Here is a 13,289-nt window from a genome sequence, read left to right as displayed (position 1 = left end):
GGGACGACCTGTCCCTCGCCGTGTCGACGCCCGCACGATCACGATGTCGGTGCCGTCGCGGGACGGGCAGGGTCGGAGGTCCCGTCGACGATCTGCCGGGAGGTCGTCATCGCCGCCACGACTGCGAGGCCGCGCGTGACCGGCGACCGGTCCGTGACGCAGTCCGACGACAGCCAGACCACGCGGTCGGTGCCACCGTTGACCAGCCGGTCGCCGCGGCTGATGCGCAGGACACCCCCGGGCAGGAGCGCCGCCACGGCTCGGACGTAGCGCAGCGTGCCCGCTGTCACGGGGCCGCACAGGCCCAGCAGGACGGTCTCGTCGGCGATCAGCGCCGCGGCGAGGTGCAGGGCCGCGAGCTCGAGGGGGAACCCGGTGTCGACGACGAGTTCGGTGCGGACCCGCGTGGACCGGATCGAGCCGGCCGGGAGTGCCGCGGCGTGCGCTGCCACGTCGTGCAGGACGCGATCGCACCGGGAGGGGAGGTCGCCGCCGCCGATCTGGTTCTCGTGCGACCGAGGGTCCTGCGGGCCGTGAGCGAGGGCGTGTCGGCTGGTCCCACCGACCGCGATGCCGCTGCACTCCGCGAGCAGTCGAGCCCGATCGGCGGTGCTGAGGGCCGACCAGGCTGCTCGCGATGCGGCGCGCTGTCCTGCGGCGGTCGTCGTGGTGCGGTCGAGCGTCGTGGTCATCGGCAAGGTCCCCTCGGCGGGTCAGCGAGGTGACCACGATCGCCGCTGGGGCGTCGTCGTGGCAGGGTCGATGGTCCCGTGGCGTCAGCGCCGATGGTCGCGGACACCGTGGTCGGCGCCGTAGACCGCGGCCTGCGTCCGCCGTTCCAGTCCGAGCTTCGCGAGCAGCCCGGAGACGTAGTTCTTTACGGTCTTCTCCGCCAGGCCCAGCCGGTCGCCGATCTGTCGGTTCGTGAGGCCGCCGGCGATGAGCTCGAGGACCTGCCGTTCGCGCATGGTGAGCTCCGGGACGTCGTCGCGGACGTCGCTGGTCAGTCGTTCGACGGTCGCCGGCACGGTTGCGGCGGGCAGGAGCCGGCGACCCGCGGCGACGCGCCGGATGTCCTCGAGCAGGGTCTGCCCACGGATGTCCTTCACCACGTAGCCCGCGGCTCCGGCGAGGATCGCGGCCTGCATCGCACGGTCGTCGTCGTAGGCGGTGAGCATCAGGCAGACGATGTCCGGGAAGGCGGAACGGACGGAGCGGCAGGCGTCGATGCCGCTGCCGTCGGGGAGCCGGACGTCGAGGACGACCACGTCGGGCAGGGTCGCGGCGACGCGTCCGACGGTGTCGCGGACCGTGCCGGCCTCGCCCACCACCTCGAGGTCGGGTTCGGCGTCGATGAGGTCGGCGACGCCTCGGCGGACGATCTCGTGGTCGTCGACGAGGAACACCCGTGTGGTCATGATGGCTCCGTTCCGGAGTGGGTCGGGACGGTCCACCGGACGCGCGTGCCGCCCTCGGGAGGTTCGTCGAGGCGGTACCCGCCCCCGCGCAGCCGCGCTCGGGCCGCGAGGTTCGCCGTGCCGCTCCGTCGCCCGCGGTCCCCGGGGCCAGGCCCGGGTCCGTCGTCCTCGACCAGGACGTGGACGGCCTCGTCGTCGACCGAGACGTCGATCCGGCAGCTCGCTTCGGGTGCGTGTCGGGCGACGTTCGCGAGCGACTCGCGGACGACGGCCGCGACGTCGAGCGCCAGGTCACCGGTGACCACGGTGTCGACCGGGCCGGCGAACGCGATCCGTGGTGCGGTGCTGAGCGCGGGCCCGAGTTCGGCGACGACGTCGAGCAAGCGGTCGCGGGCGGTGCGTGGTCCGTGGCGGTCCGGGGTCCCGAGAGCGAACACCGCTGTCCGGATCTCCCCGATCGCCTCGTCGATGATGGTCACCTGCGAGTCGATCCGGTCGCGAACCTGTTCCGGGGCACGTTGGGCCGTCGCCTGGAGGGACAACCCTGCGGCGAAGAGCCGCTGGATGACGTGGTCGTGCAGGTCCCGGGCGATCCGACCACGGTCCTCGGCGCGTTCGAGGAGTCGGCGGTCCTTCCGTCCGCGTGCGACGGCGAGCGCCACGCTCGTCTGCCGGCCGAACTCGTCGGCCATCTCCGCCTCCGTCCCGGAGAAGGGCCGGGCACCGGGGCCGCGGGAGATCATCAGGGCGCCCAGTGGCGTGCTCCCGTCGCGCAGCGGCACGGCGAGCGTCGGGCCGAGCGGGGGCGCCCAAGCGTAGGCGGGCAGGTCGGCTCCGGTCGGGTCGGCGACCACCGACCCCGTCGCCATGGCCCGTCCGGCGAGCGATCCGTCGGCACGGTAGTCCCTGCCCTGCACCCCCGCCGCACCGGTGCCGACGGCGACCGCCACGTGGATCGTGTCCGGGGCACCGCGCGGCTCGACGACCGAGACGAGAACGGCGTCGACGAAGGCGGTCACCCGGTCGGCGATGAGCGTCAGCACGTCCTCGAGCGTCTCGTCGCCGACGAGTGCGGCTGACACCTCGGCGGCGGCAGTCGTCCACCGCTCGCGCTGCCGTGCCTCGTCGAAGAGGCGGGCGTTGTCGATCGCGACGCCGGCGGTCGCGGCGAGTGCCTCGACGAGCTCCTCGTCCTCGTCGGTGAACCGACCACGTGACGGGTTCGCGAGGTAGAGGTTGCCGTAGACGGTGTCCCGGACCCGGACCGGGACACCGAGGAACCCCTCCATCGGCGGGTGCCCGTCCGGGAACCCGGCCGAACGGGGGTCCTCGGCGATGGAGTCGATGCGGATCGCCGCGTGCTCGTGGACGACCGCGCCGAGGAGACCTTCGCCGTGCGGCGGGTGCCCGATGCGGGCGACGAGCTCGGCGTCCATGCCGACGTGGATGAACCGTTCGAGGGCGGTGCCGTCCGGGTTGATCACGCCGAGTGCTCCGTACCGGGCGCCGACGAGCTCCACGGCGGCGTGGACGACCGATCGGAGCGTGTCCTCGAGGTCGAGGTGTTCGACGATGCGGCGGTTGGCAGCGAGCAGGTGACGGAGGCGTCCCTGCGTGCGGAGCACGTCCTGAGCGCGGTCGACGAGTTCCTCGATGGTTCGCTCGAGGGCAGACCGGGGGCCGTCCGGGAACGCGAGTTCATCGGGCATCATCGGGCACCCCTTCCCTGCGGAGTCCCGGCCGAACCTACTCCGTCGGCGGAGTGCGGCCACGCGGATCACCGCGACGGTCCGAACCGGGCGGCGGCACGACGGACGTGGTGGGTGGCGTGGTGGGTGGCCGACGGCCCCCGGAACACGAAGCGGAACAGGAGCGCCTTCAAAGCCTCGGCGAGCGCGAGGTAGGCGACCGCGATGACGCCGATCGTCGCGAGCAGCGGCCAGGAGAGCGACGAGAACCCGACCAGGGGTCCCAGGGGACTCAGCGGGATCGCGATCGCGATCGTCGCCGAGCCGAGCGCACCGAGGGCCAGCCAGCGCCCTGGGCGGCTCCGCCACGACGGCACCCGGTTCGTCCGGATGACGAACACCACCAGCGACTGCGTGATGAGCGACTCGACGAACCAGACCGTGCGGAACTCGTCCGGACCGGCGTGCACGATGCCGAGCAGCACGGCGAAGGTGACGAAGTCGAACAGGGAGCTCACCGGGCCGAACGTGAGCATGAACCGCCGGACGGCTCCGACGTCCCACCGCGACGGCGCGGCGAGGCGTTCGGGGTCGACCCGGTCGGTGGGGATGGTCAGCTGTCCGAGGTCGTAGACCAGGTTGTTCAACAGCACCTGCGCCGGCAGCATCGGCAGGAACGGCAGGAAGCTCGCGGCGACGGCGGCGCTGAGCATGTTGCCGATGTTCGACGAGGTGCCCATCATCACGTACTTGAGGGTGTTCGCGAAGACTCGGCGGCCGGTCCGCACGGCGGTGGCGACAGCCGCGAGGTCCTTGTCGAGGAGCACCACGTCGGCGGCGTCCCGGGCCACGTCGGTGGCGGAGAGCACCGAGATGCCGACGTCGGCGGCGTGCAGGGCGAGGGCGTCGTTCACCCCGTCGCCGAGGAACGCGACCGTCCGGCCGGACGCCCGCAGTGCCCGGACGACGACGGCCTTGTCGGCAGGGTGCACTCGAGCCACCACGCCGGCGGCGAGGACGCGTCCGGCGAGTTCGGACCCCGACATCGCCGAACCGAGCAGAGGAACCTCCACCGGGATGCCGACGCTCCGGGCGAGTTGTTCGGCCACCACGGGATCGTCGCCGGTCACCACGACGATCCGGACACCGAGCCCGTGGAGCGCCGCGACGGCGTCGGCGACCCCGGGGCGGGGCGGGTCCTCGAACACGACGAAGCCGAGCAGCGCGAGTGCGACCCCCGCCGCGTCCGGATCGGCGGTCCGGGTGTCGTGGTCGACGTCGGCGGCCGCGACGGCGAGCACGCGATGGCCTTCGGCACGGAGCCGGTCGAGCACCGTCCCCGCGGTGACCGGGACGTCGCGGCAGTTCGGGACGACCACGTCCGGCGCACCCTTGACGAGGATCTCCCTCGATCCATCGGCCTTCTCGACGAGTGCGGAGGACCGCATGTGCTCGTGGTCGAACGGCTGCGTCGCGGCGACGTCCATCGTGGGGATCCCCGCCTGCTGCGCTGCGGCGAGTACCTCGCGGTCGAGGACGTCGGCAACCGAGGCGCCCGCGGCCCCCGCAGCGGCGACGTCGTCGGGCACAGTCGCGCGCGCGGCCGCGAGCACCCTGGGGTCCGGTCGCCCGTCCGGTCCGATCGCGCTGTGGAACCGCAGGCCGCCCGACGTGAGCGTCCCGGTCTTGTCCGTGACGAGCACGTCCACGCCGCCGAGGTCCTCGACGCAGACGAGGCGCTTCACGAGGACGTCCGATCGCTTGAGACTGCGAGCGCCTGCCGCCAGCGCCGTGCTCACCACTGCAGGCAGGAGCTGCGGCGTCACACCGACCGCGATCGCGAGCGCGAACAGCACGGTGGTGAGGAGGGGTCGGGAGAACGCGATGCCGGAGACGACGATGAGCAGCATGAGCGCGACGGCGATCCAGACGAGGAGGACCGAGAAGCGCGCGAGGCCCGCCTGGAACGACGTCTCCGGCGCACGGGTGCGGAGCCCTGCCGCGATCCCGCCGAACTCGGTTCGGGCTCCGGTGGCACGGACCTCGGCCTCGGCGGAACCGGCGACGACGACCGCGCCCTGCAGCACCCGGTCGCCCGTGGCACGCGCGACCGGTCGCGACTCACCGCTGAGGACGCTCTCGTCGCACTGCAGATCCGTGGCCGAGACGACGACGCAGTCCGCGGGGACGATCGAGCCGACGCCGAGGCGCGCGAGGTCGCCGACGACGACCGACCGGACGTCGACGGTGGTCCAGGCGTCGTCGCGGAGCACCCGGGCGGTGTGCCGCAGCCGATCGCCCATCGCGGACGAGACGAGTGCCGACCGGTACTCGTTCCAGGCACCGAGCCCGACGCTCAGCGCGAGGATGACGAGGATGACGACTGCGTCCTGGACCTGTCCGAGCGTGCCGGACACGGCTGCCGTGACGAGCAGGAGGACGAGCACGACGTTGCGGAACTGCGTCCCCACGATCCGCCACAGCTTCGGGGACGACGACGCGACGACGTTGGGCCCGTCCACGGCGAGGCGATGGGCGGCATCGGTCGCGCTGAGTCCGGGCGAGCGCGATGCCTCGGTGACGACGGGCGGCGTCGTCATCGCCCGTCCGGGGTCGGCGTCCGCAGCGGTGCGATGCACACCGGTGTCCGTGAGGCGGCGATGAGCTCGTGCGCGATGGAGCCGAAGAACAGCCCGCCGAGCACCGAGCGGTGCTGCCGTCCGAGGACGATCACCGAGGCGTCGGCCGCGTGTCGCGCGAGGACGTCAGCGGGGTCACCCTCCTCCAGCAGGGGGCGGTGCTGGAGGCCGGGGAAGCGGATGTGGATGAGCCGTTCGGCGTCGACGAGGACGCTGCGAGCGTGTTCCTGGAGCAACTTCGGGTCCTCGAGGACGCTGAGCCCCCCGACGCGGGCGCTCACCGGCGACTTCCACGCCCGAACCAGGGTCAGACGCCGGTGGTCCCGGACGGCCTGCGCGCCGGCGAACCGGAGCGCAGCGTCACCGCTCGCGTCGTCGACGCCGAGCAGGACGTCGCCGTGGCTCGGACGCCAGTCCTCGGGTACGACGACCGTCGGGACGGTCGACAGCGTCGGGACGCGCTCCGGCATCCAGCCGTCGAGCGCGGTGCGGACGCGGTGCTGGCGTCGGGAGCCGATGACGAGCAGGTCGGCCGTGGCCGCGGTCTCGACCAGGACGCGGTCCGGCGCTCCGAAGAACGTGGCCGTGGTGACCTCGACCCGGGGATGCGCACCCGTGAGGCGTTCGGCGGACCGCTGCAGTCGGTGGTCGAGCACGGTGACGTCCCCGCCCCACCCGTTCGCCACCGTGACGATCTCGATCCGGCTGCCGGGGATCACCCGCCGCACCGCGACCCAGTCGACCGCGCGGTCACTCGCGTCGTGTTCGTCGACGCCGACGACGATGTGCTCGGTCGTGACGCCGTTCCCGTCCCGCATCACCGTGCCTCGGCGTGTGCCGGCTCGCCGGTGCGGTCGTCGGACCCGGCTGCCCGGCGCGGCTGGGGGACGATGCACACGGGCGCGTGCCCGCGGTGCATGAGCCGCTCGCCGACGGACCCGGCGAGGAAGCCGCCGAGGGCGGTCCGGTGGCGCCGTCCGACGACCACGAGTGACGCACCGCGGGACGACTGCAGCATCACGTCGCGCGGCTGGCCCTCGACCGACGACCCGTCGACGCGCAGCGCAGGGTGCGCCTCACCGACCGCCCGCAGGGCTGCGCGGAGTTCGATGTCGGCCTCGTTGGACCAGAGGACGCGGTCCTCCTCGAGGTAGATGTTGGCGTAGGGCGCCATCGCGGTCGGGACCGCCCATGCCCGGACGAGGGCGAGGTCCTTGCCGCGTCGCTCGGCGACGTCGGCGGCCCACGCGAGCGCGGACGCGGCAGACCGGCCGTCGACACCGACCACGACCGGCCCGTCGCTGCGCTCCCACTCCTCGGGGACGACGACGACCGGCGTGGTGGCGTGCGCCACGACCCGTTCCGCCACCCGCCCCGTGATGGCCGCGGTGAGGGTGTGCACCTGCCGTGCGCCGATCACGAGGACGTCCCCGAGCGCGGCGTCCGCAACCAGCCGGTCGGCCGTCGGGCCGCCCGTGACGTCGTGGGTGACCGCGAGACCCGGGTACACGGTGCGCAGGCGCTGTTCGGCGGCGTCGAGCCGGTGCTCCGACCGTGTCAGCGCCTCGCCGTAGAACTCGCTGACGGTCAGCAGCCGAACGCTGTCGACTGCCGGGTCGACGGTGTCCACGGTCCACTCGACGGTCTTCCAGCCGGCGACGGAGTCGTCGATCGCGACGGTGTACGCGGTCATGATCGTTCCCTTCCCTGGCGGACGCACGGTGCGTCGCCGGCGGCTCACACCGCTTCGGTCGACGCGACGCTACGGTGCCCGGACCGTGCCCGGGCAGGGTCCAAGGTCCCGCTCGGGCCGGGGGACCAAGGCCACTGGTCGGACGCCCGCTCCGCGCGGAACGTACCTCCGACGGCGCCCGGAGCGGTGCCGGGAGAGGCGGTCGACCATGACCACGCGGATCGTTCTGGGGTGGGACGGGGGGACGGGGTCCCGCGCAGCACTGCGGTGGGCCGCGGCGCGGGTGACGGGCTCCGTGGGACGGCTCGTCGTCGTGCACGCCGTGCCCGACGACGCGGGATCGCCGGCGCTCAGTGACGCTGACCTCGGTGTCCGCACGGGCGTCTCAACGGCCGCGAGCGCGCACGGCATCGACCTCGACGTCGAGGTGCACCGCGGGGGCCCGGTCGCAGTGCTCCTGGGAGCGGTCGACGCCGAGTGCGTCCTGGTCGTCGGGCACGACGTCGTGCCCGACGCCCGCGGTCGGCGCCCGTCGATCGCCGCGCGGATCGTGGACGCTGCGCCGTGCACCGTCGTCGCCGTGCCGGCGGACGCGCCGACGGGACGCGGTGTGGTGGTCGGCGTGGACGTGCGGTCCGGGTCGGACGCCGCGCTCCGGTTCGCGGGCCAGGAGGCGCGGCGCACCGATGCGACGCTGCGCGCGGTCGCCGTCTGGTCGCCACCAGGGCACGACGACGAACACGCGCGTCGTCGCGAACTGCAGATGCTCGAAGAGCGCGTCGAGGACGCGTTCCTCGGCTTGCTCGACGTCGACGTGCACCGCGAGCTCGTCGAGGGCCCGGTCGCCCGCCGCCTCGTCGACGCGGCGGACGGAGCGGCGCTGCTCGTCCTGGGCACCGGGCCGCACCACCGACAGCGCGGGACCGTCGTCGACCAGGTGATCCGCGCCTCCCGGACCGCCGTCGCGATCGTGCGCTGACCCTGTAGGCGGTCGCCCACGTCATGCCGACCAGCGCCAGTCGGCCACCGACGGCACGTCCTCGCCGTGGCTGCGGGTCCACGCTCGTGCCTCGGTGCGCGCGTCCTGCATCCGCTGGCGCAGCCCGGCGTAGCGGACGGCGAGCCCAGGGACCCGGTCGAGCACGTCGATGACGAGGTGGAAGCGGTCGAGGTCGTTGAGCATGAGCATGTCGAACGGGGTCGTCGTCGTACCCTGCTCGACGTACCCGCGTACGTGCATGTCGGCGTTCGCAGCTCGGCGGTAGGTCAGCCGGTGGATGAGCCACGGGTACCCGTGGAACGCGAAGACGACCGGGCGGTCGCGCGTGAACAGGGCGTCGAACGCCTCGTCCGGCATGCCGTGCGGGTGCTGCTCGGGGCTCGTCAGGCGCATCAGGTCGACGACGTTGACCACCCGGACCCGGAGTCCCGGCACGTCGTCGCGGAGGATCGACGCCGCTGCCAGGACCTCGAGGGTCGGGACGTCCCCGGCGCAGGCCAGCACCACGTCCGGCTCCTCGCCGTCGACCTCGGTGCCGGCCCACGGCAGGATGCCCAGTCCGCGGGCGCAGTGCGCGACGGCTTCCTCGGCCGTGAGGAGGTCCGGCGTCGGCTGCTTCCCGGCCACCACGACGTTGACGTAGTCGACCGACCGGAGGCAGTGGTCGAAGGTCGAGAGCAGGGTGTTCGTGTCGAACGGCAGGTACACGCGGACGACTTCCGGCCGCTTGTTCATGACGTGGTCGATGAACCCGGGGTCCTGGTGCGAGAGCCCGTTGTGGTCCTGGCGCCAGACGTGCGACGAGAGCAGGTAGTTCAAGGACGAGACGGGCCGCCGCCACGGCACCTTCCGGCTCTCGGCGAGCCACTTCGCGTGCTGGTTCAGCATCGAGTCGACGACATGCGCGAACGCCTCGTACGTGCCGAACACGCCGTGGCGTCCGGTCAGCAGGTACCCCTCGAGCCAGCCCTCGCACTGGTGTTCGCTGAGCATCTCCATCACGCGGCCGTGCGGTGCGAGGTGTTCGTCGGTCGACCGCACCTCGGCGTTCCACTGCTTGTCCGTCACGTCGTACAGGGCGTCGAGCCGGTTCGATGCCGTCTCGTCAGGACCGAAGACGCGGAAGGTCGTCGGGTTCGCCTGTGCCACGGCGGCGAGCCAGCGGCCGAGCACACGTGTCGGCTCGCTCGAGGTGGCTCCGGGGTGCTCGACCGCGACGGCGTGGTCGCGGAAGTCGGGCATGCGCAGGTCGGTGCGCACGAGGCCACCGTTCGCGACCGGGTTCGCGCTCATCCGCAGGTCGCCTGCAGGAGCGTGGGCGCGGATGTCCGAGGCCGGGGAACCGTCGGGTCCGAACAGTTCCTCGGGGCGGTAGGAGCGCATCCACTCCTCGAGCACGGCGAGGTGCTCTGCCGAGTGCCGCGGATCGGACAGCGGCACCTGGTGCGACCGCCAGCTGTCCTCTGCGGGCTTCCCGTCGATCACCGGCGGACAGGTCCAGCCCTTCGGGGTGCGCAGGACGATCATCGGCCACCGCGGTCGTCCCTCGAGCGTGCCGTCGCGTGCATCCCGGCGGATCCGCTCGATCTCGTCGAGGACCACGTCGAGGGTCTCGGCCATCCGCCGGTGCACCGCGTGCGGGTCCTCCCCGTCGAACCCGCCGGAGACGACGAACGGCTGGTGGCCGTAGCCGCGCATGAGGTCGACGAGCTCGGACTCGGGGATGCGGGCGAGCACCGTCGGATTCGCGATCTTGTACCCGTTCAGGTGGAGGATCGGCAGGACGACCCCGTCGCGGAGCGGATCGACGAACTTGTTCGAGTGCCAGCTCGTCGCGAGCGGACCGGTCTCGGCCTCGCCGTCCCCGACGACGGCTGCGACGAGGAGTGTCGGGTCGTCGAACGCCGCGCCGTACGCGTGCGACAGGGCGTAGCCGAGCTCTCCGCCCTCGTGCATCGAGCCCGGTGTCTGCGGAGCCGCGTGGCTCGGGATACCGCCGGGGAACGAGAACTGGCGGAAGAGTCGTCGCATGCCGTCCTCGTCCTGGGACACCGCCGGGTACAGCTCGCTGTAGGTGCCGTCGAGCCACGCATTCGCGACCACCGCCGGTCCGCCGTGCCCGGGCCCGCAGACGAAGAGCGTCCGGATCGCGCGTTCCCGGATGACCCGGTTCAGGTGTGCGTGGATGAAGTTCAGGCCGGGTGTCGTGCCCCAGTGTCCGAGCAGCCGCGGCTTCACGTCGTCGGGGGTCAGTGGGCGTCGGAGCAACGGGTCGTCGAGCAGGTAGATCTGCCCGACGGCGAGGTAGTTCGCGGCACGCCACCACCGGTGGACCTGTTCGATCGTCGTGTCGTCCATGCGGTGCTCCTCGTCGTGGGCGGGCGGCGGGCCCGCACCGGTCGACGCGACGGTGGCACGGTCTTCGAACACTCGGCAGGGTCTTCGGTCCTGACGGACGTCGTGCTATCCGTCGGGGGACCAAGGACCTGGCGGAGCGATGACCGGACCAGCAGTGTCGGGACCGACCCCGACGAGAGGACCGCCATGCCCGAGCCGACCTGCTGGACCGTCGCCGTGGACGACTCGGACGCGGCGTGGAACAGCCTCGACTGGATCGACGCGGTCGTGCAGGACACCGACACCGTCCTGCTGGAGACCGTCCACGAGCCGCGCGGCGAGACCCTCGACCGTTCGACGGGACGACTCACCATCGCTGCGCACCGACTCCGGGAGCGACACCCCGATCTCCGCGTCGAGCGCGCCGTCGTCAGCGGGCCCACCGTCGCGCGCCTGCTCGACGACGCAACCGACACGGACGTCCTGGTCATCGGCGGGCGTCGGTCCGAGCGTCTCTGGGCATCGCTCACCGGCCGGGTCGCTGAACGGGTCGTCGCACACACCACCGCTCCCGTGGTGGTGGTCCCAGAAGACTGGCGTCCCGGTCGCGTCGACGACGCGGTCGTCGCGGGCGTGGACAGCCGCACCGCCTCGGCGGCGCTCGCCTTCGCCGCCCGGTGCGCGCAACGCAGCCGCGACGGACTCGTCCTGGTCCGCGCGTGGGAGCCGCCGACGAGCGTCTCGCCGTTCGGTGCGGTGTACCTGGAACGAGACCGCCCGCTCTGGGAGCACGAGGGGCAGCTCGAACTCGACGCCGCGATCCGGGCGGTGAGCCGATCGCACCCGGAGCTGCGGATGCGTGGTGAGCTCCGGCAGGGCCGACCGTCCGAGGTACTCATCCGAGCCACCACCACGGCTTCGCTCGTCGTCGTCGGCCGTCGCCACGGCTCGGCGTTCGGGGCGTTCCTGACCGGATCCGTCGGAGAGGCGCTCGTCCACCGGGCCTCGGCGCCGGTGTGCGTCGTGCCGCCGGCGGACGTGCCCGGATGACCGTGGTGCTCCAGAGGACTCCGCTACCCCTTCCAGACGGCCTCTGCTCCGGCGTGGCCGATGATGACGACCTCGATGATCGAGATGACGGCGACCACCACGAGCAGCACCGGCCCGACGATCCCGACGGCCCGCGCCACGCCGCTGTTCGTCACCGGGGCGGTCCCGAACCGGTGCCAGGCCCACCAGAGCGCCAGGAGCGCGAAGACCGCGAGCGACCAGGGGAGCATCCCGTCGGCGAGCTCGGTGTGCCGTTCGAGTAAAGCGGTCTCCTGCTCGTGGTGTTCCAGCCATTCGCCGGAGGACGTCGCGAGCGGGACGGACACCAGTGCGACGAGCCCGATGATCGGCGCTCCGACCGCGAGCCACCGTCGTGCTACCCGGCACACGGCCACAGCGAGCGACGCAGGCGTTTGGGTGCTCGCGTTTGGCACCGACAGCAGGGTCTGGGTCATCCTTGGAGCCGCCGAAACCGTCCGTCAGGTCCCTGCGGCCCCCTGATCGACGGTGCCGGCCAGCTGGGACACCACGCTCAACTCTGGCTCGGGCCCGGTCCGAGCACGGTCGGGTCCGGGTCTTCGACCGGCACGTCGAGGAGCTCGACCAGGATCGTGTGGGTCGGTGTGGACCCGGTGTTCCACCCGCTGTGTCGCTGCGCCGGGAGCCACACCGCGATCCCGGCGGGCAACGCCACGTCGAGCTCCCTCCCGTCGGCCACGAGTCGGCGATCGAAGCCCGTCAGCGTGACCATGATGCTCGCCGGGTGTCGGTGCACGTGGGTCCGGTCGCCCGGTACGTCGGTGTAGTCGAGCACGCGGACGTGCTCGTTCTCCCAGAGCAGCCGGTAGTGCTCGGGATCGGTCTGCAGGGGATCGTCGTCGGTCCGCATCATCGCGCTCGCCTCCTCGACGGGGTGATCGGGACTCATCCTCGTCCGGCTGCGCCGGCGCGCACCTGCGCGATCCAGAACGCGATGCGAACGCCCGATCAGGGCAGGGTCGGGACGCCCGTGGGTTGTCTCGCCCTCGACCAACGAAGAATGACGAATCAGTCGAGCCGGGTTGCTCCAGTAGAGCACCCACATAGTGTTATCAGTCGTTCCTAGCTCGTCGCGACGGTTCCGACCGCGGGCGGCATGGCCTGGACGGATTCCCTCAGAGAGCGGAACACGGGAGCCAGTGGTTGAATGCGTTCGGATTCACCTGCGGCATCGCCTCGAGCTGCTCGCTCAGGATGTGCTCATCCGCCGCCCATCGCGACGTCCCTCCTCTGTCCACCGCGACAGTATGAAGATTCGGGGCAGTCAGCCTCGCCGCAACGGAAGCTGGGACACGATGTCCCTTCGATTCACCTCAGTCCCGATGCAGAACGGGCAATTCACCTGGCGTTTGCATTCAGCTGACAACGAGCTCATAGCTCGGGCAGCGACCGGGTTCGAGACGTTTCTGAGCGCTCAGCGAGCGG

General features: G+C 72.1%; 11 protein-coding genes. 2 read left to right on the top strand and 9 right to left on the bottom strand.

Annotation, left to right across the window (positions count from 1 at the left end):
* Positions 1 to 38: 38 nt before the first annotated feature.
* From ACIQUC_RS09800 to ACIQUC_RS09775, 6 genes are all read right to left on the bottom strand, one after another.
* On the bottom strand, positions 39 to 692 hold the full coding sequence (locus ACIQUC_RS09800) for a hypothetical protein (RefSeq protein WP_402266120.1): 654 nt from the start codon (positions 690 to 692) through the stop codon (positions 39 to 41).
* 84 nt (positions 693 to 776) lie between these two features.
* Positions 777 to 1,418: a response regulator gene (locus ACIQUC_RS09795; RefSeq protein WP_402266117.1), complete on the bottom strand. Its 642-nt coding sequence runs from the start codon at positions 1,416 to 1,418 to the stop codon at positions 777 to 779.
* Entirely contained in the window at positions 1,415 to 3,130 is a 1,716-nt protein-coding gene (locus ACIQUC_RS09790; RefSeq protein WP_402266114.1) for a GAF domain-containing protein, read from the bottom strand. Before ACIQUC_RS09790 ends, ACIQUC_RS09795 begins: the two co-directional genes overlap by 4 nt.
* Before the next feature lie 65 nt (positions 3,131 to 3,195).
* A complete protein-coding gene (locus ACIQUC_RS09785; protein WP_402266111.1) occupies positions 3,196 to 5,745 on the bottom strand; it encodes a cation-translocating P-type ATPase in 2,550 nt (849 codons plus the stop codon).
* The gene (locus tag ACIQUC_RS09780) at positions 5,703 to 6,563 is read right to left on the bottom strand and encodes a universal stress protein (protein ID WP_402266108.1); all 861 of its coding nucleotides are present in this window, start codon (positions 6,561 to 6,563) and stop codon (positions 5,703 to 5,705) included. The genes ACIQUC_RS09785 and ACIQUC_RS09780 overlap by 43 nt, the downstream gene beginning before the upstream one ends.
* A complete protein-coding gene (locus tag ACIQUC_RS09775; RefSeq protein ID WP_402266105.1) occupies positions 6,563 to 7,438 on the bottom strand; it encodes a universal stress protein in 876 nt (291 codons plus the stop codon). Before ACIQUC_RS09775 ends, ACIQUC_RS09780 begins: the two co-directional genes overlap by 1 nt.
* Before the next feature lie 208 nt (positions 7,439 to 7,646).
* On the opposite strand from ACIQUC_RS09775, the gene ACIQUC_RS09770 reads away from it, so the two are divergent.
* A complete protein-coding gene (locus tag ACIQUC_RS09770) occupies positions 7,647 to 8,417 on the top strand; it encodes a universal stress protein (protein WP_402266102.1) in 771 nt (256 codons plus the stop codon).
* Positions 8,418 to 8,438: 21 nt separating this feature from the next.
* Here the strand turns inward: ACIQUC_RS09770 and ACIQUC_RS09765 are convergent, their stop codons facing one another.
* Positions 8,439 to 10,868: a phosphoketolase gene (locus ACIQUC_RS09765; RefSeq protein ID WP_402266099.1), complete on the bottom strand. Its 2,430-nt coding sequence runs from the start codon at positions 10,866 to 10,868 to the stop codon at positions 8,439 to 8,441.
* Positions 10,869 to 10,982: 114 nt separating this feature from the next.
* Between ACIQUC_RS09765 and ACIQUC_RS09760 the strand changes: the two genes are divergently transcribed.
* On the top strand, positions 10,983 to 11,825 hold the full coding sequence (locus tag ACIQUC_RS09760; RefSeq protein ID WP_402266096.1) for a universal stress protein: 843 nt from the start codon (positions 10,983 to 10,985) through the stop codon (positions 11,823 to 11,825).
* A 23-nt stretch (positions 11,826 to 11,848) separates the two neighbouring features.
* Here ACIQUC_RS09760 and ACIQUC_RS09755 read toward each other — a convergent pair whose 3' ends face one another.
* Both ACIQUC_RS09755 and ACIQUC_RS09750 read right to left on the bottom strand, forming a co-directional pair.
* The gene (locus ACIQUC_RS09755; RefSeq protein WP_402266094.1) at positions 11,849 to 12,214 is read right to left on the bottom strand and encodes a hypothetical protein; all 366 of its coding nucleotides are present in this window, start codon (positions 12,212 to 12,214) and stop codon (positions 11,849 to 11,851) included.
* Positions 12,215 to 12,357: 143 nt separating this feature from the next.
* Positions 12,358 to 12,717, bottom strand: coding sequence for a cytoplasmic protein (locus tag ACIQUC_RS09750; RefSeq protein ID WP_402266091.1), 360 nt, complete (start codon positions 12,715 to 12,717; stop codon positions 12,358 to 12,360).
* Positions 12,718 to 13,289 lie beyond the last annotated feature (572 nt).

The organism is Curtobacterium sp. NPDC098951 (genome assembly GCF_044759965.1).
Taxonomy (GTDB): Bacteria; Actinomycetota; Actinomycetes; order Actinomycetales; family Microbacteriaceae; genus Curtobacterium.
The sequence above is the reverse complement of the archived record's forward strand: the minus strand, read 5'-3'. Positions and strand labels throughout refer to the sequence as shown.